Annotated in this window: 20 protein-coding genes; 8 read left to right on the top strand and 12 right to left on the bottom strand. The window is 61.4% G+C overall.

Going from position 1 to position 21,476, the window contains the following annotated elements; all coding sequences use genetic code 11:
- Window positions 1-15 precede the first annotated feature (15 nt).
- From mltG to gmk, 3 genes are all read left to right on the top strand, one after another.
- Window positions 16-1,278, top strand: coding sequence for an endolytic transglycosylase MltG (gene mltG / locus HNQ71_RS03270; protein WP_184871154.1), 1,263 nt, complete (start codon window positions 16-18; stop codon window positions 1,276-1,278).
- Window positions 1,279-1,435: 157 nt separating this feature from the next.
- Window positions 1,436-2,326, top strand: a complete 891-nt coding sequence (locus HNQ71_RS03265; RefSeq protein ID WP_184871153.1) for a YicC/YloC family endoribonuclease — start codon at window positions 1,436-1,438, stop codon at window positions 2,324-2,326.
- Window positions 2,327-2,329: 3 nt separating this feature from the next.
- On the top strand, window positions 2,330-2,986 hold the full coding sequence (gene gmk / locus HNQ71_RS03260) for a guanylate kinase (protein WP_095086392.1): 657 nt from the start codon (window positions 2,330-2,332) through the stop codon (window positions 2,984-2,986).
- A gap of 36 nt (window positions 2,987-3,022) precedes the next feature.
- Here gmk and rsmA read toward each other — a convergent pair whose 3' ends face one another.
- The 7 genes from rsmA to HNQ71_RS03225 form a co-directional block, all read right to left on the bottom strand.
- A complete protein-coding gene (gene rsmA / locus HNQ71_RS03255) occupies window positions 3,023-3,856 on the bottom strand; it encodes a 16S rRNA (adenine(1518)-N(6)/adenine(1519)-N(6))-dimethyltransferase RsmA (protein WP_184871152.1) in 834 nt (277 codons plus the stop codon).
- A gap of 25 nt (window positions 3,857-3,881) precedes the next feature.
- Window positions 3,882-4,910: a 4-hydroxythreonine-4-phosphate dehydrogenase PdxA gene (gene pdxA, locus HNQ71_RS03250; protein ID WP_184871151.1), complete on the bottom strand. Its 1,029-nt coding sequence runs from the start codon at window positions 4,908-4,910 to the stop codon at window positions 3,882-3,884.
- A 1-nt stretch (window position 4,911) separates the two neighbouring features.
- Window positions 4,912-5,847: a peptidylprolyl isomerase gene (locus HNQ71_RS03245; RefSeq protein ID WP_184871150.1), complete on the bottom strand. Its 936-nt coding sequence runs from the start codon at window positions 5,845-5,847 to the stop codon at window positions 4,912-4,914.
- 90 nt (window positions 5,848-5,937) lie between these two features.
- Window positions 5,938-8,373 (bottom strand): LPS assembly protein LptD, encoded by a 2,436-nt coding sequence (locus tag HNQ71_RS03240; protein ID WP_184871149.1) that lies wholly within the window; start codon window positions 8,371-8,373, stop codon window positions 5,938-5,940.
- Window positions 8,373-9,458 (bottom strand): LPS export ABC transporter permease LptG, encoded by a 1,086-nt coding sequence (gene lptG / locus HNQ71_RS03235; RefSeq protein WP_184872222.1) that lies wholly within the window; start codon window positions 9,456-9,458, stop codon window positions 8,373-8,375. Before lptG ends, HNQ71_RS03240 begins: the two co-directional genes overlap by 1 nt.
- On the bottom strand, window positions 9,455-10,657 hold the full coding sequence (gene lptF, locus HNQ71_RS03230) for an LPS export ABC transporter permease LptF (RefSeq protein ID WP_184871148.1): 1,203 nt from the start codon (window positions 10,655-10,657) through the stop codon (window positions 9,455-9,457). The genes lptG and lptF overlap by 4 nt, the downstream gene beginning before the upstream one ends.
- Window positions 10,644-10,958 (bottom strand): hypothetical protein, encoded by a 315-nt coding sequence (locus HNQ71_RS03225; protein WP_184871147.1) that lies wholly within the window; start codon window positions 10,956-10,958, stop codon window positions 10,644-10,646. Before HNQ71_RS03225 ends, lptF begins: the two co-directional genes overlap by 14 nt.
- 51 nt (window positions 10,959-11,009) lie before the next feature.
- On the opposite strand from HNQ71_RS03225, the gene HNQ71_RS03220 reads away from it, so the two are divergent.
- Both HNQ71_RS03220 and HNQ71_RS03215 read left to right on the top strand, forming a co-directional pair.
- Window positions 11,010-12,500 carry a leucyl aminopeptidase gene (locus HNQ71_RS03220; protein ID WP_184871146.1) on the top strand — a complete coding sequence of 497 codons (1,491 nt, stop codon included), beginning with the start codon at window positions 11,010-11,012 and terminating at the stop codon, window positions 12,498-12,500.
- Window positions 12,501-12,528: 28 nt separating this feature from the next.
- A complete protein-coding gene (locus HNQ71_RS03215; protein WP_184871145.1) occupies window positions 12,529-12,978 on the top strand; it encodes a DNA polymerase III subunit chi in 450 nt (149 codons plus the stop codon).
- Between the two features lie 22 nt (window positions 12,979-13,000).
- On the opposite strand, the gene HNQ71_RS03210 is transcribed toward HNQ71_RS03215, so the two are convergent.
- The gene (locus HNQ71_RS03210; protein ID WP_184871144.1) at window positions 13,001-13,519 is read right to left on the bottom strand and encodes a DUF995 domain-containing protein; all 519 of its coding nucleotides are present in this window, start codon (window positions 13,517-13,519) and stop codon (window positions 13,001-13,003) included.
- Between the two features lie 60 nt (window positions 13,520-13,579).
- Entirely contained in the window at window positions 13,580-14,503 is a 924-nt protein-coding gene (locus HNQ71_RS03205) for a glycoside hydrolase family 26 protein (protein WP_184871143.1), read from the bottom strand.
- A 624-nt stretch (window positions 14,504-15,127) separates the two neighbouring features.
- On the opposite strand from HNQ71_RS03205, the gene HNQ71_RS03200 reads away from it, so the two are divergent.
- The 3 genes from HNQ71_RS03200 to HNQ71_RS03190 all read left to right on the top strand — a co-directional run bounded on the left by HNQ71_RS03200 (window position 15,128) and on the right by HNQ71_RS03190 (window position 18,437).
- Window positions 15,128-17,005, top strand: a complete 1,878-nt coding sequence (locus HNQ71_RS03200; RefSeq protein WP_184871142.1) for a glycosyltransferase family 2 protein — start codon at window positions 15,128-15,130, stop codon at window positions 17,003-17,005.
- 75 nt (window positions 17,006-17,080) lie between these two features.
- The gene (locus HNQ71_RS03195) at window positions 17,081-17,632 is read left to right on the top strand and encodes a DUF995 domain-containing protein (protein WP_210333728.1); all 552 of its coding nucleotides are present in this window, start codon (window positions 17,081-17,083) and stop codon (window positions 17,630-17,632) included.
- Window positions 17,633-18,014: 382 nt separating this feature from the next.
- Window positions 18,015-18,437: a hypothetical protein gene (locus HNQ71_RS03190; protein ID WP_246461169.1), complete on the top strand. Its 423-nt coding sequence runs from the start codon at window positions 18,015-18,017 to the stop codon at window positions 18,435-18,437.
- Here the strand turns inward: HNQ71_RS03190 and galE are convergent.
- The 3 genes from galE to HNQ71_RS03175 form a co-directional block, all read right to left on the bottom strand.
- Window positions 18,391-19,470 carry a UDP-glucose 4-epimerase GalE gene (gene galE / locus HNQ71_RS03185; RefSeq protein WP_184871140.1) on the bottom strand — a complete coding sequence of 360 codons (1,080 nt, stop codon included), beginning with the start codon at window positions 19,468-19,470 and terminating at the stop codon, window positions 18,391-18,393. The two genes, HNQ71_RS03190 and galE, sit on opposite strands and share 47 nt — an antisense overlap.
- Window positions 19,467-20,507, bottom strand: coding sequence for a UDP-glucuronic acid decarboxylase family protein (locus HNQ71_RS03180; protein ID WP_184871139.1), 1,041 nt, complete (start codon window positions 20,505-20,507; stop codon window positions 19,467-19,469). Before HNQ71_RS03180 ends, galE begins: the two co-directional genes overlap by 4 nt.
- 560 nt (window positions 20,508-21,067) lie before the next feature.
- The gene (locus HNQ71_RS03175) at window positions 21,068-21,352 is read right to left on the bottom strand and encodes a hypothetical protein (protein ID WP_184871138.1); all 285 of its coding nucleotides are present in this window, start codon (window positions 21,350-21,352) and stop codon (window positions 21,068-21,070) included.
- Window positions 21,353-21,476: the final 124 nt, after the last annotated feature.

Here is a 21,476-nt window from a genome sequence, read left to right as displayed (position 1 = left end):
AAACGGTAGGGCAAAATGAACACAAATCCGGCGGGCAACGGAGAATTCGGACAGCGTCCGGGATCTGGTCCGATCGTGCCGAAGACGGCGAGCGAGGCCTTGCGGCCGGAAGCCGGTACACCGCCGCCGAAGCGCTCGCGTGCTTCGCGCAGCCAGGTCGTCGTGTTCATGAACTTCATCATCTCCGCGGTGATGCTGATGGTTCTGGCGGCCGGCGCCGCGGTCTATTTCGGCAAGCAGGAATTCACTGGAGCTGGCCCCTCGGCCAATGGCGACACGTTCCTGGTCAAGCCGAATACCGGCGTCCAGGATATTGCCGACCAGCTCGAACGCCGCGGACTGATCAGCGACGCCCGGATCTTCCGCCTTGGCGTGCGCGCCTACGGCAACGATTCGGCGCTGAAGGCCGGCGAGTACGAGATCAAGCCCAAGGCTTCCATGCGCGACATCATGGAGCTTTTGAAGAGCGGCAAGTCGGTGATGTATTCGCTGACCGTTCCAGAAGGGTTGACGGTCGATCAGGCGCTGCAGCGCATCGCCGATGAGCCGGCCTTGAGCGGCGATATGCCGGCGACCACTCCTCCCGAGGGCAGCCTCGCCACCGACACGCTGCGCTTCACGCGCGGCGCGACGCGCCAGCAGATGATCGACAAGCTGCTGGCGGATCAGAAGAAGCTGGTCGACGATGTCTGGCAGCGACGTGCGCCGGACCTGCCGCTGGCCAATGTCGAAGAGTTCGTCACGCTGGCCTCGATCGTCGAGAAGGAAACAGGTAAGGGTGACGAGCGTTCACGGGTTGCCGCCGTCTTCCTGAACCGGCTCGCCAAGGGCATGCGCCTGCAATCCGACCCAACCATCATCTACGGTCTGTTCGGCGGCAAGGGCAAGCCGGCGGACCGGCCGATCTATCAGTCGGACATCCAGAAACAGACACCCTACAACACCTATATGATCAACGGCCTGCCACCGACGCCGATCGCCAATCCGGGTCGTGCGGCGCTGGAGGCGGTGGCCAATCCGTCGAAGACCGACGATCTTTACTTCGTCGCCGATGGTACCGGCGGGCATGTCTTTGCCGCGACGCTGGAAGAGCACAATGAGAACGTCGCCCGCTATCGCGCCTTGCAGAAGAAGCAGGCCGACGACGCCGCCAAAGGCGCCACCTCCACCACCGGCGCCGGCGACAGCAATGCCGACAAGCCGGCTGACAGCAATGCTGACAAGCCGGCTGACGGAGGCGACGACAGCGGCGGCGGTGATGCGGGCGCTGCCCAGTAGGACGAAGAAGGGCGTTGCCACAAGGCGGCATCCCTGACATTTGGAGGAGCGCCGCGCGTCCGATTTCGACGCGCCTGCGGCGCAGTCATTTGAGCCGCACGTGCTCTCCTCCGGAAAACCGGTTTCGGAAGCGATGTGCCAGGGACTTGTGGGCGATATGAATTTGCAGAGCATGACCGGTTTTGCACGTGCCGTCGCCGAGCATGAAGGCACCGCGATCGCCTGGGAGGTCAAGTCAGTCAACGGCAAGAGCGTCGAGGTGAGGCTGCGATTGCCGCAAGGTTTCGAACGGCTGGAACCGGCTGTCAGGCAGACGCTTCAGAAGCGCTTTGCGCGGGGTAATTTCCAGGCGACGCTGACCATTGGCCGTGCCGCCGGCGCGCAGGCGCAGCCCGTCGTCAACGAAGTCTTTCTGAAGGACCTGGCGGGGCTCGCCAAGCGGTTGCAGGAGCAGTTCGGTGTCGCCCCCGCGACATCGGACGGATTGCTTTCGCTGCGCGGCGTGCTCGATATTCCCGAGACCGTCGAAACCGAAGAGGTGCGGGCCGCGCTCGACATCGCGATCATGGCCGCGCTCGAGGTGGCCCTCAAAGGACTGGAACAGGCGCGACAGGGCGAAGGTGCCGCACTGGCGCTGCTGCTGGCGGGCCATATCGACGCAATCGAGGCGTTGACGCTGCGGGCCGAGGCGGATCCGTCGCGCGAGACGGCGGCGATCCGCGAACGCCTCGCCGAGCAGGTCAGGCTGCTGATGGACGCGTCCGCCAATCTGGACGCCAGCCGGTTGCACATGGAGGCGGCTTTCCTGGCCACCAAAGCCGATATTCGCGAAGAGATCGACCGCCTGAAAACGCATGTCGCATCTGGTCGGGCACTGCTCGAGGGCGGCGGTGCGGTCGGCCGCAAGCTCGATTTTCTGGCACAGGAATTTAACCGCGAATCGAATACGCTGTGCTCGAAGTCGAACGCCGCTACGGTCACCGCGATCGGGCTGGAATTGAAGGCCGTGGTCGACCAGTTTCGTGAACAGATCCAGAATCTGGAGTAGCCGATGGTTGCCAAGGATTTAGGGTCCCGCATTCGCCGCCGGGGCCTGATGCTCGTCCTGTCGTCGCCATCCGGCGCCGGCAAGTCGACGATCGCGCGCAACCTTCTGGAAAGCGATTCCAGCCTCGAACTGTCGGTCTCGGTCACCACCAGACCGCGCCGCGGTAGCGAGATCGAGGGTGTTCACTACCATTTCCGGACAATGCGCGATTTCGAGCGGCTGCGCGATTCCGACGCCTTGCTGGAATGGGCCGAAGTGCACGGCAATTGCTACGCGACACCGCGCGAGCCGGCCGAACTGGCGCTGGCTGAAGGGCGCGACATGCTGTTCGACATCGACTGGCAAGGGGCACAGCAGCTCAAGGAGAAGATGCGCGCCGACATCGTCTCGATCTTCATCCTGCCGCCGTCGATGAAGGAATTGAAGGCGCGGCTGAAGCGTCGCGCCGAAGACCAGGAGGCGGTGATCGAGACGCGGCTGAAGAACGCCCGCAACGAGATCGAGCACTGGAAGGAATATGATTTCGTCATCGTCAATGACGACCTCGATCGCGCCTTCGCCGAAGTGCGCGGCATCGTCGTCGCCGAGCGGCTAAGACGCGATCGCCGGCCCGGCCTGTTCGATTTCGTCTCGGGGCTGTTGGACGAGAAGACGGGCTGATGCCTCTTCCTTCCCCTGTGAACAGGGAGAAGAAAGCTACACCGTGTTGGTCAGACGTACGAATTCCTCGACGCTGAGTGTTTCGGCGCGGCGTGTAGGATCGATGCCGGCGCGTTCGAGCAAGGCTTCGCCGCCGAGACTTTTCACGCTCTGACGCAGCATCTTGCGGCGTTGCCCGAAGGCGGCTTCGGTGACGCGGCCGAGTTTTTTCACGTCAGTGGGCAGCGGTGTCGCGCGCGGCTCCAGATGCACCACTGAGGAGGTGACCTTGGGCGGCGGTGTGAACGCCTGGGGCGGCACGTCGAAGGCGATCCTGGCCTGCGTGCGCCAGCCGGCCAGCACGCCAAGCCTGCCATAGCCATCGCTGCCGGGTGTCGCGACGATGCGTTGGGCCACCTCGCGCTGGAACATCAGCGTCATCGATGCATAGAAGGGCGGCCATTCACCGACCGTCAACCAGCGCACCAGCAGCTCCGTGCCGATATTGTAGGGCAGGTTGGCGATGATCTTCACCTGGCCGCCGGCTCCCCCACGGGCAAGTGCCGCGAAATCCGTCTTCAACGCATCGCCGGATACAATCTCCAGCCGGCCGGGATAATGATCCGATATTTCGGCGAGCGCCGCCAGGCAGCGTTCGTCGCGCTCGATGGCAATGACGTGGCGCGCTCCGTTGGCGAGCAACGCGCGGGTCAGCCCGCCGGGGCCGGGACCGACCTCGATCACGGTTGCATTGGACAAGTCGCCGGCGGTGCGGGCGATCTTGCCGGTGAGGTTGAGGTCGAACAGGAAATTCTGGCCGAGCGCCTTCTTTGCCTGCAGCCCATGACGCTCGATCACCTCGCGCAGCGGCGGCAGCCCATCGATGCTCATGCGCGCAGGCTCTGGCAGAAAGCGCTCATGCGGCGGCGGCCCTTGTGGCGCTGTCGGCCAATCGCCTGGCGAGCTTCAATGCCGCCATCAGGCTGTCGGGCCGCGCCACGCCCTTGCCGGCGATGTCGAAAGCGGTGCCGTGGTCGGGCGAGGTGCGAATGAAGGGCAGGCCAAGCGTGACGTTGACCGCCTCGTCGAAGGCCAGTGCCTTGGCCGGAATCAGCGCCTGGTCGTGATACATGCACAAGGCTGCGTCGTAGCGGGCCCGTGCCCGGGCGTGGAACAATGTGTCGGCGGGCAGGGGGCCGAAAGCGTCGATGCCTTCGGCACGCAGGATGTTGACCGCCGGGCGCACGATGCGCTCGTCCTCGAGGCCCATGGCGCCGCCTTCACCCGCATGCGGATTGAGCCCGGCAACGGCCAGCCGCGGCCTGGCGATGCCGAAGCGGGTGATGAGATCGGCGGCGGTGATGCGCGCCGTCGCGACGATCAATTCGGTGGTCAGCGCCTTGGGCACCTCCGCCAGCGCGATGTGGATGGTGACGGGGACGGTGCGCAGGTCCGGGCCGGCCAGCATCATCACCGGCATCGCCTCGACGCCGGTGTGTCGGGCCGACAGATGCGCCAGATATTCGGTGTGGCCGGGAAAGCCAAAGCCGGCATCGTAGAGCGGCTTCTTGGCGATCGGGCACGTGACGACGGCGGAAGCGTCGCCGGCAAGGCAGTCGGCGACGGCGCGGTCGATGGCTTCGATTGTGGCGGCCGCGTTAGCCGGACCCGGCCGGCCGGGGCTGTCGATGCAGCGAGCGGCCAGCGGCACGATCGGCAGGGCGCGGGCGAACACTTGCACCGCTTGCGCGGGCGTCGTTTCAACGATCGGCAACGAAATGCCAAGGAGGCGGGCTCGGGAGGCGATCAGCGCCGGGTCGGCGAGCAGATAGAAGGGAGGCAAGGCGGTGGCCTCGCGAGCCATGAACGCGGCAATCGCGATCTCCGGCCCGATGCCGGACGGATCGCCGGCGCTCAAGGCGAGCGCAATCACTGTGCTGCCCACGTCAGCGCTTGACGATGCGGGCTTTCGCCTTCAACTCGTCGACATATTTCTTGCTGAGCTCATCGGCGTTCTTGTCGCCACCGGCGCCTTCGCTCTGGAACACCATCTGGGCAACCTTGTCGTCGGACACTTCGCGCGACGAGCAGATGCCGATGAATTCGACGCCGCGTTCGGTCTCGCGCGTGACGGTTGCGCCGCCGACCTTGGTTGCCTTGATCTGCTCGGCCCAGTCCGACGGCAGTTGCGGCGCCAGCACCCGGCCCAGGTCACGAACGGTGACGTCGATCAGGCCCTTGGCGAACTCATGCGTCGTGCTGCAGCCGTTGAAGCGGGCGCGCATGGCGTCGGCCTCACGCTTGCGCTTGGCCAGCGTCGCGCTGCGCTCCGCTGCCGGCACCACGAAGATGACCTGCTGAAGCATGTACTCGGTAGCGCTCGGCTTGGAGCCGCCTTTTTCGAGCATCTTCCTGACAAGGTCCTGCTCGCTGACGGCGCCGGTGCCATCGCCGGAACGGTAACGCGCGCTCAAGGCCTGGTTCCAGGCCATCTGGGCGCGGATGAATTCCTTGAAGTGGCCCTTGGTGACGCCTGATTTCTCCATCACGCCGTCGAGTTGGCTGAGTTGCATCTTGTTGCCCGAGGCAAAGCGCTGGTAGGCAGCGTCGACCTGCGCATCGGTGATGCGGATACCAAGCCTTTTGGCCTCGGCCAGGCGCAGCGTCTGGTCGATCATTTCCTGCGCCGCATCGCCCTTCTTGCGCTGCAGCTTCAAGAAGGCGGCGCGATGCGCGATGTCGCCGGAGGTGACCGGAACGTCGTTGACGACGTATTTGATCTCGCTGGCGAAAGCCGGCGTCATAACGGTGACCGACACGGACGTCGCCGCCAAAAGCAGCGCGAACCCTGCTGAAAAGAGGTATTTCCTCATCGTTGGCATCCCAATTCTATCCCGGTTCCGCCCAATTCACGCGTTCCGGGTGCACGAAATCCGTGCCAGCCCTATGCGGCGAAACGATGTCGCCGACTGTTACTGGATCGAGTCGATGGCACTGCTCGACGAACCGAAATCGCCGAGGGTGCGGAACGACAGGTTGAAGCCGATGGTCTGCGACACCTCCCTGGTGTTCAGGTCGCGCGACTGCGAGTACGTCATCAGATAGGTGAAGCAGGAATCGTTGTAGGCGAAGCCGACGCCGTCCCTGACCAGCAGGCTTTCCTGCAAATCGTAGGTTCCGGTCCCGAAGATGCGCCAGTTCTCGGCGAGATGCGTCGACGCACCGAGCGAGACCTCGTGGCGGTCGGTCGTGAAACCGTAAAGCGGCTGTGCCTGGATGAAGGCGTATTTGGCGGTCAGCGATACCGGCAGGCCGGTATAGGCGGCCTTTAGCTCGCCGCGGCGCATTTCAAAAGTCTGTTCGTCGAACCGGCCGCTAACCGAGGCAGCAAAGCCATTGGGGCTGTTGACGCCAAACAGGCCGACATAGTCCGACTTGGTGTTGTCGAGGCCCGAAAAGGCGCCGACATTGACCAGATCCGGCGCGGCGAAGGAATTCTCGCCGCCAATCTGATAGGATTGGCCGAAGATGGCATTGGTGCCCCAGCCATTGTTGTAGGAGCCGGAATAGCGCAGGCCGACATTGGCGCGCGAACCACCTTCGACACGGTCGTAGCCGGAAAACTTGTCGCGTTCGAACAAAGTGGTCGCGTCGAAGACCATGCTTTGGGCGTCTTCATTGGGAACCGCAAGCCCGCCGACATATTGCTCGTTCGGGCGCATGAAGACCTGTGCCATCGGCTCGACCACATGGCTCGAATTGGCAGCCGAAAACAGCACCGGCCAGCGCATTTCGAGCCCGGCGGTCGCCATGAAACGAGCAAACGAGGAACGCATATCGTCCTGCTGGCCCAAATTCGTCGCCATCTGGTTGACGGCGGCAAGCGAAGCCGACGACGCGTTGACGTAGTCGACATCGCCCTGCAGCGCCAGCAATGGCGTCAGCACCAGCCCATTATCGGTGACGAAGGACCGCTTCCACCCGGCCTCGGTGGTGAGACGTCCGGATTCGCCTTCGATGCCGCGGACCCGCTGGACACCCGACGCCGGTGTGTAGGGAGTGAAGTAGGTCTGATCGAGATCGTCGCGGCGGATGACGCGCGCGTTGGCATTGAGTGACAACTGACCGCCGGCCACCGACATATCGGGGATGTAGGCATAGTCGAGCGTCGGCAGCACCCAGGGCTGTTGGTTGCTGCGTGCGGAGATATTGCTGTTGGGCGTATCTTCCTGCACCTCGAAGTGCATGGCGCGCAGGTCGAAATAGTTGCGGCCGTTGAGACCCGTCAGGTAGACCGACGACTGGTGGACGCTGCTGCCGTACTTGTCGATGCTGTAGGTGTTCGAGAAGTTCTTGTCGGTCTGCAGCAGCACATCCCAGCCGAAATTCCAGCGCGGATTGATGGCGAACTGCCCCTGGGTGCCCATCATGCCGCGGAATTTGTTCGGATCGCCAATCTCACCTGAATTGATGTTGTGGCCAGCGGTGGCCGGGAATGCATCCGTGTCCAGGAAGGCATCAGGATCCCGCTGCTGAATTCCGGCAATCTTCAAACTGTACTGACCATTGTTGAAGCGCTGGCGCCACTCGGCCTCACCGAGGAAGCCTTGCTTGGTGTAGCCGGTGCCGGTGACGGTCAGGTCGTAGGTCGGTGACAAGGCGAAATAATAGGGAACCTTTACGCCGACGCCGAGATCGCTCTTGTAGACGATGCTGGGGATCAGGAAGCCGCTCTTGCGCTTCACTGTCGGGTCGGCAATCTCAAACGCGGGCAGGTAGGCAAGCGGGAAGCCGAAGAACTCGAAATTCGCGTTCTCGAAGCGAACCGTCTTCTTCTCGCCGTTCCAGATGATTTTCCTGGCCTTGACGCGCCATGTCGGCGCCTTGTTGGGCTTGTCCTCGCACGGTTCGCAGGCGGTGTAGACGCCATTGTGGAACGTGGTCAGCACGCCGCCCATGCGCTCGGCGCTTTCGGCGGCAAAATAGGCCTTGTCGATGGTTTCGACGCGCAATGCGTTGACGAAGCCGTCGGCGAAATCGTCGGTGATGTCGATATGTTCCGAATTGATCTTGGTGCCGTCGCTGTTGACGACCTCGACATTGCCGCTCGCGACCATCCGCTTGGTGTTGCGATTGTATTCGACCCGCTGGGCGACAAGGCGATTGCCGCCGTAGTCGATCTGCACGCCACCGACAGCGGTCACCGTCTGGTTGTCATTGTTGTAGACCAGCGTGTCGGCCGCCAGCAGCATCTGCGAGCCAGACGGAACCGTGGCCGCCATGTCGCTCACATCCTGCGCGAGCGCGGGCATCGGCACGGCGCAGGCAAGCAGGCACGCCAAGGCGCTAGCCGCATAGAGGCGCACCAAACCGGCCTGCCTGTTGCTGGGCAAAAACGCCTCCCTCACTAGCCGTCTTCCTTGTATAGCAGGAAAGTCACCCCGAAGAACATAGCCACCACGACCGGCACCCAGGCGGCTACGACAGTCGGCACAAATCCCGCCACGCCGAATGCCTTCACCAGAACCGAAACGACATAAAGCAGAAACCCGGCGACGATGCCACCCAGAATCATCGTTGCTGACTGTCCCATTCTAGCAAATCGCATTGAAACCGTTGCCGCAATCAGCGTCATGGCGACGAGAAGGAACGGCAACGCCACGAGCGAATCAAACTGCATGGCAAAGGCATTTGCCTTGAGGCCGAAGGAGCGGGCAACCTCGATTTTTCCGGGCAGATCATAAAAAGGAATGGTTTCGGGGCGCGCCAGCCGCTCCTGTACGAATTCGGGCTTCAGATTGGTCGGCACGCGATCGTTTGTCGCTGTCTGGATCGTGCCGTTCTGGAACGTCCTGACGTCCTGCAATTCCCAATAGCCGTCGCGCAGGAAGGCGCGCGCGGCATCCTTGCGCTCGACTATGTTGCCTTGCGGGTCGAGAATGAAGAAGACGACATCGGCCATCTCGAGGCCTTGGTTGAGGATGGCCCGCGCGCCGATGATGGTGTCCCCGGAGCTGGTTTTCTGCCGGATCCAGGGTGCCGCATCGGCCGAAACCGTGTTCGACTTGCCGGAGCGCAGCTCTGTCTCGATCTGCTCTGACCAGGAAAAGGCGTGCGCAGCGAGTGGATTGATGACGCCAACCGACAGGACGCCGAACAGCAATGCTCCGATGCAGCACGGCAACAGGAATTGCCAGGCCGAAACGCCGGCGGAACGCGCGATGACCAGTTCGTAGCGCCGGTTGAGCGACACCAGCGTCGCCATCGCCGAGAAGAGGCCGACAAACGGCACCGTCTGCAGCATGATCATCGGCATCCGCAGCCCGGAAATGGCCACCGCCGTCCCGTAGGTGAAGCCGGGCAGGCCAGTGGTGCGGCCGGAAAGCTCGGTGAAATCGATCAGGAACACCAGCGCCAGGAGGCCGATGAAGAACCAGACGGTGATCGTCACGTAGCGGAAGAAGAAATAGCGGCCCAGCGTCCAGCCCATCAGCTGACCCCTTGCCCTGAAGTGCCGCGCCCGGACATGCGCAGTTTCAACGCGTTCCAGCTGTCGCCGATGCGGGTGGCGAAGTTGGTCATCCAGTCCGCCCAGGCTACCGGCAGTTCCAAGGTTCGGTTGGAGACAATGAACCAGATCGCCACCGCCGAAGCCGCGATGGGCACGCCGTAGACCATATAGGCATATTGCGGGACCTCATCGGCCTTGCTGGCGGCAAAGAAGCCCAGCCAGCGCACGAACAGCGATACTGAAATCGCCGTGATCAGCGGATTGACGCGTGCCTCGCGGTGCGAGCGCGCGTCCCCGGCGACCGCGAGCGCGATCAGCGCGAAGACGATGGAATAGGTCCATTCCGAAAACCGCTGGTTGAGCTCGGCCCGGTATTCAAGGGGGATTTGCTGATAGTTCTTGTCGTTGGGGTTTGGATGGAGCAGGTATTGCGTCGTCTGGTCCTTCGGCAGCAGCGTCACCTCCGAGGCTGCCGCCATGAAGGCCGACATGTCGAAGGCATAGGATGTAAACCGGATGACCGACAGGTCGCCGGTCAGTGTTTTGCGATGGATGACGCCGTCATTCATCATCAGCACCTTTTCGCCGCCGCGTTCGATGATGCTGCCGGTCTTGGCGTAGTAGACGAGGTTGACCCCTTCTTCGCGCGAATCGGCGACGAAGATGCCGCCCAGACGATTATCGGGAAGCCGCTCGCCGATCTGCAGGAACAGCCCATCCTCGATCTTGCGGAAGGTGCCTTCCTGGATGATCAGCGACAGCAGATCCGCGTGCGACGCCGCCACCAGGGCCCGGTTTTTCTGCCGTGCATAAGGGTCGATGCCATTGTCGACGGCAAAGGAAAAGACGCTTGCGGCGAGTGCCAGAAGCATGATCGGCCGCACGATCGTCCAGCGCGAGGCGCCCGCGGCGTTGACGACGGCGAGCTCGGAATCCGAATTCATGACACTGAGTGTCTGTGCCACGGCCACCACCACCGCAAAGGGCACGACGATCGGGATGATGGAGGGAAGGATGAGAGCGGCCACCTCGAAGAAGGTCAGCGACGACTGGCCGCTGTCGGTGACCAGGTCGATCTTGGCCAGCACTTGCGTCGTCCAGACGATGGCCAGCGTCCACACCAGCGCAGCCAGGAAGACCACGAGAGCGCGGCGCATGATGTAGCGTTCAATGACCTTCATGAAGGCTTTTCTCGATTTTCTCGAACGGCATCATGCCACCGCACAAGGTAGCTGTCCGGCGGCGCCTGCACAACTGGCTCCATGGATGGTCGATCCGGTTCCGTCCCACATTGCGCGCGCCCCGGCGGGTCGGAGTGTCGGCGGCAATGGATAAGAAAGGGAAAACATCGATGGTTAACAACAAGTTGCGGCAAAAAGCGGGGCCGTGCCGCGAAGAATCACCATCGATTCCGTTGGTCATATGGGGTGCGAATTTGGCAAAGTCTTGCCAAATGCGGGAAAACGACCAAATGTCGCGCATCGCTTCGAACCACTTCCCCAAAAGCTACGCATTTTCCGAAAGCAGGACATGATGAGCCAAAGACCGTCGATCGCCTTCGCCAAATTTTCCGCGCCGAAGAATGGCACGGTCTTCGTGCTGTCGGCGGATGAGGGCGGCCTGAGCGACGCCGCCAAGGCTTGCGATCCGGGCAAGACATTGGAGCGGGCCTTTCCGGTCGCCGAATTCACCGGCAAGTTCGCCAGCACCGTCGAAGTTCTGGCGCCCGAAGGAGCGTCGCTCGACAGGCTGGTGGCGATCGGCGCCGGCAAGGTGTCGGGGCTCGACGAATATGCGTGGCTGAAGCTTGGCGGCACCATTGCCGGGTCGCTGCGCAAGGCGACCGACGTGGCCGTGGTGCTCGAAATGGTCGGCGCCTCGCCGAGCGGCAAGGAGGCGGCAAGCCTCGCGGCAGGCATTCTTCTGCGCAGCTATGCCTTCGACAAGTACAAGACCAGGAAGGACAAGGACGAGGCCGAGCCGAAAAAGCCGGTCAAGGTCACCATCCACACCGCCGCTCCGGCCGCTGCGAAGAAGGCCTTCGCTGACGCCGAGGCGGTGATGGACGGCGTGCTTCTGGCGCGTGACCTGGTCAACGAACCGGCAAACGTGCTTGGGCCGGTTGAGTTCGCCGCCCGCGCCAAGGAACTCGAGGCGCTCGGCGTCAAGGTCGAGATCCTGGCCGAGAAGGAAATGAAGAAGCTCGGCATGGGCTCGCTGCTCGGTGTCGCGCAGGGCTCGCCGCGCGGCGCCCGCATGGCGATCATGCAGTGGAACGGTGGCAAGCCAAAGGACAGCCCGGTTGCGTTCGTCGGCAAGGGCGTCACCTTCGACACCGGCGGCAATTCGATGAAGCCGGCCTCCGGCATGGAGGACATGAAGGGCGACATGGGAGGTGCCGCCGCCGTCACCGGCCTAATGCATGCGCTGGCCGCGCGCAAGGCGAAGGCCAATGTCGTCGGCGTCATCGGCCTGGTCGAGAACGCCGTCGACGGCCATGCCCAGCGCCCCGGCGACATCGTCACTTCGATGTCGGGCCAGACCATCGAGGTGCTCAACACCGACGCCGAAGGCCGGCTCGTGCTGGCCGACGCGCTGTGGTACTGCAACGACCGCTTCCAGCCGAAATTCATGGTCAATCTGGCGACGCTGACCGGCGCTATCATGGTGGCGCTCGGCCAGCACTATGCCGGCCTGTTTTCCAACAACGACGAATTGGCGCAAAGGCTGACGGCGGCGGGGCAGGCGACGCAGGAGCGGCTGTGGCGCATGCCGCTCGGCGCCGAATACGACAAGCTGATCGATTCCAAGAATGCCGACATGAAGAACATTGGCGGCCGCTATGGCGGCGCCATCATCGCGGCGCAATTCCTGCAGCGCTTCGTCAAGGAGACGCCTTGGGCGCATCTCGACATTGCCGGCACGGCGATGGGCTCGCCGTCGAACGAGGTCAACCAGTCGTGGGGTTCCGGTTTCGGCGTCAGGCTGCTCGATCGGCTGGTGCGAGACAATTATGAGCAGTGAGCGGGTTCATCCGGTATAGGCTGCGGCGATGGCCGACGTCCTGTTCTACCACCTGACCGAATCGACGCTGGAAGATGCGCTGCCCGGCCTCCTGGAGCGCAGCATCGACCGTGGCTGGCGCGCCGTGGTGCAGACCGGCACCGAGGAGCGCCGCGATGCACTCGACCAGCATCTTTGGACTTTTCGCGACGATTCGTTCCTCGCCCATGCAACCGATCGTGAGGCCTCTCCGGGTGAACAGCCGATCCTGTTGACCACCGGCGACGGCAATCCCAACGAGGCAAAGATCCGCTTTCTGGTCGATGGCGCCATGCCGCCCGAGCTTGGCGGCTACGAGCGTGCGGTGTTCCTGTTCGACGGCCACGATGCCGCCCAGGTCGAGGCGGCTCGGGGGCACTGGAAGACGATGAAGGACGCCGGCCACGCCGTCACCTACTGGCAGCAGACGGCGGACCGGCGCTGGGAGCGCAAGGCGTAGGCCTTGTCGCGCATGACACTGTCTACGGCTTTGCCTTGATTCGGTTTTGTTTCCAGGTGGCGTAGTCGCCGTATTTTATTTTCATGAACTCGTCCGCCATGTTGCGATCCGAGCTCCTGAAAACGTACCAGTCGCCATCCGGAATCTTGCGCTGGTAAACCACCCTGCCGGCCTGGCGATGCTCGAAACAGGTGAGGGCATCGGAGTCACCGCCTGCTCCATGCCATTTTGCACGGAAGCAGAGCTTGCCTCCTCCAGGGAGGAACCAGATGCCGTCGCCGTAGCCCAGTTTGCCTTTGTCCGAGGTCCAGGCGCTGAATTGGCGGCGCTGCACGGCAAAAAATCCAGCGCCGTTTTGACCCCAGAGCCACGAACGGTTCTGGTACATCTGGTAGATACCCGCATCGGGCACCGCCTCCGCTTGGCTGGCCAGTTCGGCGACCTGCGCCGCTGTCGCCGCTGCCGCGGGAAGCTGGAAGGCAAAGACACCAATGGAACAAGCAAGCGCCGTTCCGATACAATTCCCCAACACTCGTTTCACGACCCTACCCCACTATTTTACGCCACGCCCAGTTTTGCACCACACCCGGTACAGCACCCCCTAGGGCAAGATATGCTGGGTAACCCTCCAATCGGGCAGTCCATAGTCCCCCAGCCACGGCCACACTTCCTTCTGGTTGAAGTAGACGACCGAGGTCAGGGCTGGAAATTCCGAATAGGACTTGCGGGAATCGATTTCCCATTTCGAGACATATTCCTGCTTCCCGACATAGCCGAGCTCCGCCACCACGACCGGCTTGTTGAAGCCCGCGACCCGGTCATAGCCGGGCTTCAGCGCCTCGGCGAACGTCCGGTCGTGGCCGGTCTCGTTATTGTCCTTCTTCTGCAGGCCGAACACCGACAGGCCGATCACGTCGACGTAGTCGTCGCCGGGATAGTATTTTTCCAGACCCTCTTCGCCTTTGGGTGACCACATATATTTGGCGGCGGGGGCAGCCTTGCGGCAGATATCGACCTCGCGCTTGTAAGCGGCGATCCAGTCCTTGGGAGCCCAGTTGGCCCAGGTGAAGCGGCCGTTCTTGTCCTCCATTTCCTGCGCCCAGCGAATTGTTACCGGGCTCTTCATGGCCCCCACCAGATTGCAGATTGCCCGCATGTTGGCGTCATACTTTCCGCTCAATATGCCGTTGCGCAGTTCGGGCGGGGTGATGCGCCAGTCCTTCGACCAAGTCCACGGCTCGATGGTGATCAACAGCGACCGGTTTCGCTGAAGGGCATAGGCGTCGGCCAGGGGAAGGCTCGCCAGGTCGACGTCTTCCCAGGGCAGGAACAACTCTTCGATGCTGGCGCTCTTGTCGGCACTGAAGTCACCGTAGGGATCATAGGATCCGAACGCCGACGCGGCGCTGCTCGTCTGAACGGGGTCGGTCGTGGCCACTGAGCCGGCGCCTCCCGCAGTGGGGAACGCGGCGCTTGCGCCCAATACAAGCGCGATCGCAAGTGCATTTGCTGTGGTGTGTTTCATGTTTGATACTCCCATAGCTTCAACATCCTGCGGAAGTTGAAGCCTCGCCCGTGCGCGCCGATGCTTGATCGACACGACTACCCAACCGATCGGCCCTATTGGTGGAATCCGCGGGATTTCTGAGCGACCATAGGCGGGTGTGCGAACCTTCGCACAGAACCCACCAAACGATTATCTATCTCTCAAGGCGCCGACATCGACGAGTTACAGAGAGAAGGTTCGCCGCGATACTCACAAATTCGCGCCAATATCCCGATATATCATCCCTGGTTAAATTAAGAGCCGGTCGCGGCCAGGAGTCAAGCGCAATTAACGGTTGCTTAACCCTGTCTTTCACAACATGGTTAACGCTGCTCTCAAGCCTGATCGCTGCCGAACAGGCTAGGCCTCGTCAGCGAACTTCCGACACAAGAAAACTTTGCCGGCTCGACATTGCGGGGCTGCATCGGTTGCGGTTATTCCCCTCCCGATTCAAGGTGTTAGGTTAACCAGATCGCAAGAATCATGGTTAACGAACGCTTAATTTAGTTGACTCTAACAAAGCGCGGACTGATTCTGTCGCCGGGATTTGAGAGCTTTCGGCCATCTGTCGGCGGAGAGCCCAAAGTGGCGGCGGATAAGTGTATGAGTGCTTCCGTTCAGGCAGGCATTGTCGACCATGCGAGCAGGCGGGCGGGGCGACCTGAGACGGCTCTCGCCGCTGCGCGGAAGGGCCCTTTTCTGGTGCCGGTGCTGTCGGCCACACAGCAATGGGTCTTGAGACTGGCACTGGCCTTCTGGTTCGTCACGCTCGGCTTTTTCTGGTTCTGGTGGCTGAAGCCCGAGCATGTCGAGCATGTCGGGCCATACGCATTCGCGACGCTCATTCTGGTATGGCTCACGCTCATGCCGTTGTACTTCCTGCTGAACGTGCATGCGTCGAAAAAGCCGTCCAAAATTCACGCAATCCCTGAGCATTCGCGGGTCGCGATGGTGGTCACCAAGGCGCCGTCCGAGCCTTTTGCCGTGGTCGCGCGCACGCTCGAAGCGATGCTGGTGCAGGACTATCCGCACGATACCTGGCTGGCAGACGAGGACCCATCCGAGGAGACGATCGCCTGGTGCGATGCCCACAACGTCATGATTTCGACCCGACGCGGCCGGGAAGATTATCATCGCAAGGTGTGGCCGCGCCGGACGCGCTGCAAAGAGGGGAATCTGGCATTTTTCTACGATCACTATGGCTATGAGCGCTATGATTTTGTCGCTCAGCTCGATGCGGACCACGTGCCGACGCCAACCTATCTCAGGGAGATCCTGTTTCCCTTCGCCGACCCCGCGGTTGGCTATGTCTCGGCGCCGAGCATTTGCGACAACAATGCCGCCGAGAGCTGGTCGGCGCGCGGCAGGCTGTTTCCGGAGGGGATGTTCCACGGCCCCTTGCAGTCCGGCCATACGGGCGGCGGAGCTCCGCTCTGCATCGGCTCGCACTATGCCGTGCGAACCGCCGCGCTGAGGCAAGCGGGTGGTCTTGGTCCGGAACTGGCCGAGGACCATTCAACGTCGATGCTGATCAATGCGGCCGGATGGCGAGGTGTGCATGCCATCGACGCCATCGCGCATGGCGATGGCCCGCAGACCTTTGCCGATCTTGTCACGCAGGAATTCCAGTGGTCGCGGAGCCTGATGACGATCTTGCTCGAATACTCGCCCAGCTACCTTTCCAAGCTGCCGCCGCGCTTGAAATTTCAGTTCCTTTTTTGCCAGCTCTGGTACCCGCTGTTCGCGACATTTGCGCTTCTGATGTACGTCATGCCCATCTACGCGCTCTGCTCGGGCCAGAACTTCGCCAGCGTGATGTATATCGACTTCCTATTCTACTATGCCCCGAACTCGATTGCCCTCATCATCCTGGTGATGATGTTGAAGGCGTTCGGCCTTTCGCGCCCGATCACAGCCAAGACGCTAAGCTGGGAAGGGACGCTGTTCCTGTTCTTCGCACGTTGGCCGTGGGTGCTCGCTGGAACGCTGTCGTCGATCCGCGACTATCTGACCAAATCCTTCGTAGATTTCCGCGTTACTCCCAAGGGCAGCGGCCCCAAGGACCTTCTGCCGGCGCGCGTCATCGTTCCCTATGTCGTGCTTGCAATCGGTGCGTCATTGCCGGTTCTTCTCGTGGACCATCCTTCGAATTCCACCGGCTTTTACTGGTTCGCCGCATTCAATGCGCTGATCTACGGGCTGCTTGTGGTTGTGATCATCACCAGGCACCTCATCGAGAACAGGATTTCGCTGCGCGCCAATGGTATGAAACTCGCCTGGCAGGCATCGCTCGCCTGTGTTGCGCTCTCGGTTCCGGCGGCGGGATTTTACGACCGCGGACTGGAAGGCATCTATGGGCTGCAGCAGGGCGCCGGCAGCGTTCGCATCGTCAGGATCGCCTATGTGGTTTCCGGCGCTGGCCGCGGTGAGACCGGCGACCGCAACTTCTACTTCGATCCTGGCTGGAACGAGAAGCGGTGACAGACAGAAGAGAGAGGTGGTACGCTGACGCGCCCTGTCTCACCCTCAGCCGTTGTCATTTGGAGGATCACTTCTGTGGTTGGTATCCTGTCGATCCGCTGCTTCCTGTTGGCGATGATTGTTGCGCCGCCGTTGTTGGTCAGCGGCCCAGGCGCCGCGACGGCCGAAGACGTTGATATGTCTGCGGTCGCCGCGGCTGCGCCGCTGACCCCGGCGGAACTGTTTCCGCTCTATGCCGACCGCACATGGGTCTGGGAAAACGGTGCTGCCTATTTTGCCAAGGATGGCCGCCAACTTCGCGCCTGGACCGGCGGCGCGAACGCGTCGATCGGCCAGGGCAGGTGGCTGGTCACCAAGAATGGCAAAATATGCATGGATGCGAAATGGAAGACGCTTGCCGGCAGCACGCAGGGGCGAACCTGCTTCAGCCATCACCGATTGGGCGGCACGATATACCAGATGAAGGATCCGAGCGGTTCCTGGTATGTTTTCCAGGCGTCGCCGGCGCAGCCCGGGCAGGAGTACGACAAGTTCAAATCCGGCGACACGACCGCTGCGACTTTCGACAAGATGCGTCAGATGATCGGCCCTGATCAGAAGCCAGCGCCGGTCAAAAGCGGCGGTTGAGCGGAACTGCCGCCTGGCACTAGCCCTGACACAGCCAGTGATTTTCGCAACCCCGCGCCGGCACCCATCCTGACCGGTCGAGAAACGACCCAGATCCGACTCTGTCTTGAGAGACAGGCTGCTCCTGTCGGGTGCCTGTCAAGGCATTGCCGAATCGCTTATCGTGAAGCTTCAAGCAGTCCGGCCAGTGCCATCGGCAATTGATCGCATTCTAATAAAATCCGACGGAACGACCAGACGGTAAGCTCACCATTCGGTTTTCATGAATCTTAATAAGTGAAGTCTAATGTTCCTGCGTATGTGGTAGCGAGCAGTCGCTTACGCGGCGTGAAAGCGACGAACGCAAAGTATATCGCAACGCGCCTTCGACAGGGGACACCTAATGAAAAAATCCGCAATGGGCGCGTTTCGCTCGAGCAAAAATAACGCATTCATGATTGTGGCTGCGGTGGCAGTCGCGATGGTTTCGGGTTGCCAGAGCGTCGATGCAACCAAGACCAATTCGGTCTTGGGCAAGCCTGTGGTCCACTCGCTTGGCAGCAAACCCGCGGTCGAGCCGGTCCGCGCCATGTTCATCGCTCATTCGTCCAGAAGCGAGCCTCTTGTCCAAATGACGAGCGCGGCGCGGACGATTGAAAGAGCCTACGCTTTTGCATCGCCGCCGCGGATCAAGGCTCGCACGCCGGCGCCGGTAAAGGCCTCTTACAATCCGGGTAACGGCGGCACGTTCCTGGGGAATTCGCCTTATATTTGCAGCCCTAGCGGATTTGGCCAGCGCGCGAGCTGCCGCCCCCGCTATTCCTGAGCCAGCGAAGGGCGACAGGCGCTGCCGTCTTGGCTAGCGGCAGTCTCGTCGGTTTCGTCTTCAGGCCAAAGAATGGGGCAGCCGTCCTGACGATCGTGTCGATGTCGGAGAGCTCCGGCACAAAGCCAAGACATTCGCGTGCGCTTCCCGGATCGGCGTAGAGCTCCGCCGGGTCTCCCGGGCGGCGGGTCCTGAAGACGGCCGGAACCGATCTTGCCGTCACTCGGCTGACTGCCTGGACAATCTCCTTGATGGACACGCCCCGTCCAGTGCCGAGGTTGACCGCCAGGCTTTGTCCGCCGCCCTCGAGATGCATGAGAGCTTTCAGATGGGCGCGGGCCAGATCGCTGACGTGGATGTAGTCCCGTACGCACGTGCCGTCCGACGTGTCGTAGTCCGTGCCGAAAACCTCGATCTCGTCGATGATGCCTGATGCGGCCATGAGCACTCTGGGTATCAGGTGCGTCTCGGGCGAATGCCACTCGCCAAGCTCGCCGTCGGGATCGGCGCCGCAAGCGTTGAAATAGCGCAGGATGGCAAATTTCATTCCGTATGCGGACGCATAGTCGCCGATGATCTGTTCGCCCATCAGCTTGGTGCGCCCGTAAGGGCTGATCGGATTTTGCGAGGACGTCTCGCGAACGGGCAACGCTTCCGGCACGCCGTAGGTTGCGCAGCTGCTGGAGAAGATGATGTCGTCGATGGCGTTTGCGCGCGCCGCATCGAGCACGGCGATGGTGCCCGTCACATTGGTCGAATAGTAGTCAGCCGGCTCGTGAACGGACTCGCCGACATAGGCGAGCGCCGCAAAGTGGATGACCGCTGTCGGCCGGTACGTCTTCATCGCCCGCTGCAACGCATCCCGGTCCCGGATATCGCCGACGACAAGCGGGCCCCAGGCGACGGATTTCTCGTTGCCGCGGCTCAGATTGTCGAAAACCACCGGCAAATAGCCGGCGCCCGCCAACTGTTTGCAGGTGTGGCTGCCGATGAACCCGGCACCACCCGTCACCAGGATTGCCGGGCGAGTCATGACGCCGCGGCTCCTTTGACCAGTTTGCTTCCGTAGAGCAGGGTGTCAAAATAGTCGACGGTCTGCGCGAGCCCCTGGCTCAGGCTGATTTTCGGCTCCCAACCGAGATTGGCCCTGGCAAAGGAAATGTCCGGCTTGCGCTGTCTGGGATCGTCGACCGGCAGCGGCCGATGCACGATCTTCGATCGGGAGTTGGTATAGCTGATGACCAGCGTCGCCAGTTCCATGATGGTGAATTCGCCGGGATTGCCGAGGTTGACCGGATGCGCGGGCGCACTCGGCGCATTCATCAGCCGGACAAAGCCCTCGATCAGGTCGTCGGCATAGCAGAAGGAACGCGTCTGCATGCCGCTGCCATAGACGGTCAGGTCTTGGCCGCGCAGCGCCTGGACGATGAAGTTCGAAACCACGCGCCCGTCATCGGGCTGCATGCGGCGGCCATAGGTGTTGAAAATCCGGGCGACGCGGATATCGAGGCCATATGTTCTCGAATAGTCGAAGAACAGGGTTTCGGCCGAGCGCTTGCCCTCGTCATAGCAGGACCGTGGTCCGTGCGTATTGACGTTGCCGAAGTAGCTCTCGGGCTGTGGGTGAACAAAAGGGTCGCCATAGACTTCGGACGTCGAGGCCTGGAATATCTTGGCGTTGTTCTGTCGCGCCAGTTCCAGAAGGTTCAGCGATCCAAGCACGCTCGTCTTGAAGGTGTGGATCGGGTCTTCCTGGTAATGCGGCGGAGAGGCTGGGCAGGCGAGATTGTAGATCTCATCGAACTGAAGACCCAAAGGAAGGGCATTGACGATGTCGTGCTCGATGCAGGTGAATCTGGGATTTCGCAGAAGGGCATTGAGATTGTATCTCTTGCCGGTGTGGAAATTGTCCAGCGCGACAACGTCATATCCGTCCCGCAAAAGACGTTCACACAGATGCGATCCCAAAAATCCCGCACCTCCGGCAACGAGGGCGCGGCTTCGGTTTTGGTTCGCGCCCCTTTGACTGCTCCCGGACTCCAGTTTCAGAACCTTGATGAGCTTACTCATGCTTTCCTCTCACGCACCGCGCACGCTACCGCCCGGGCCGGGACAAAAGCATTGCCCGGCCACGTCCTTCAGAACGTGGCAAACCTCCGCATCTGCGGAACCGCCATCATTGATGTGCGCTAATGTTCTTGGGCTCGCGGAGCTTGTGCTGCTACACGATCTGTATGCTGCCGTTCAGCATTGTCTGCGCCCCGAAATCGCGATCACACGGCCAGTGTCATCATCGTCGATTGCTCGCCCAAATTGCACATCCCAACGCATTGAAAATATACCTGTGGAAATCCTAGTCAACTAAATTAGCGAATCCTTAACCATCTCTGTTCGCGAATGGTTAATCATGAGCGGGTCGGCCTCTCCGGTTCTAGGAAGCGGATCCTCGTTGTGAATCAATGTATTGGTTCGCTGCCGAAAAATCCGTCGACAGGCCTGGCAAGCTGTTTCGAAGCGATGTCGAAGCCCTGACGGCGAGGAAATGCCGGGATCGGCACCCATGGTCCAATTCAGAGTATGATCCAGGAAACATACAACTGAAAATAGACTTAAGCTATCTGGGGCGATCGTCAGACCTTCAGCGTGCAATGGGATTGTTGCCCAAAACCGCTCGGGCTACAAATATAAAGATTTTGATGTCCATATTTCATCAATGCAGCTTGATAAAAAGCTGACGCGTCACAGCCTGCTGTTACCGAAAGAAAACAAAAAGCCCAAAAGCGATAAAAAAATTGCTGAGCGGCGCTGAAGTTGGCTCTCACGCTTTTTCCAGGTTTTGCTTGTAATCCTCGTGCATCAAGCCACCTCTTCGCCAAGGCCGTGGCAATCGTCTCATTTTGTGGCGATGCGCGCATAGGTATACATTTCACAGGGGAGTATCGGTCATTTTAGCGTGGCTTTTGAGCGCACAGGAAGAGTGTCGTCTTCCACGGTTTGCTCGACCGGGCACTGGGCGGAACGGCACCCGGGCGCGACTGG

It is taken from the genome of Mesorhizobium sangaii, from assembly GCF_014207355.1.
Taxonomy (GTDB): Bacteria; Pseudomonadota; Alphaproteobacteria; order Rhizobiales; family Rhizobiaceae; genus Mesorhizobium; species Mesorhizobium sangaii.
This window is presented reverse-complemented; position numbering and strand designations above follow the sequence as displayed.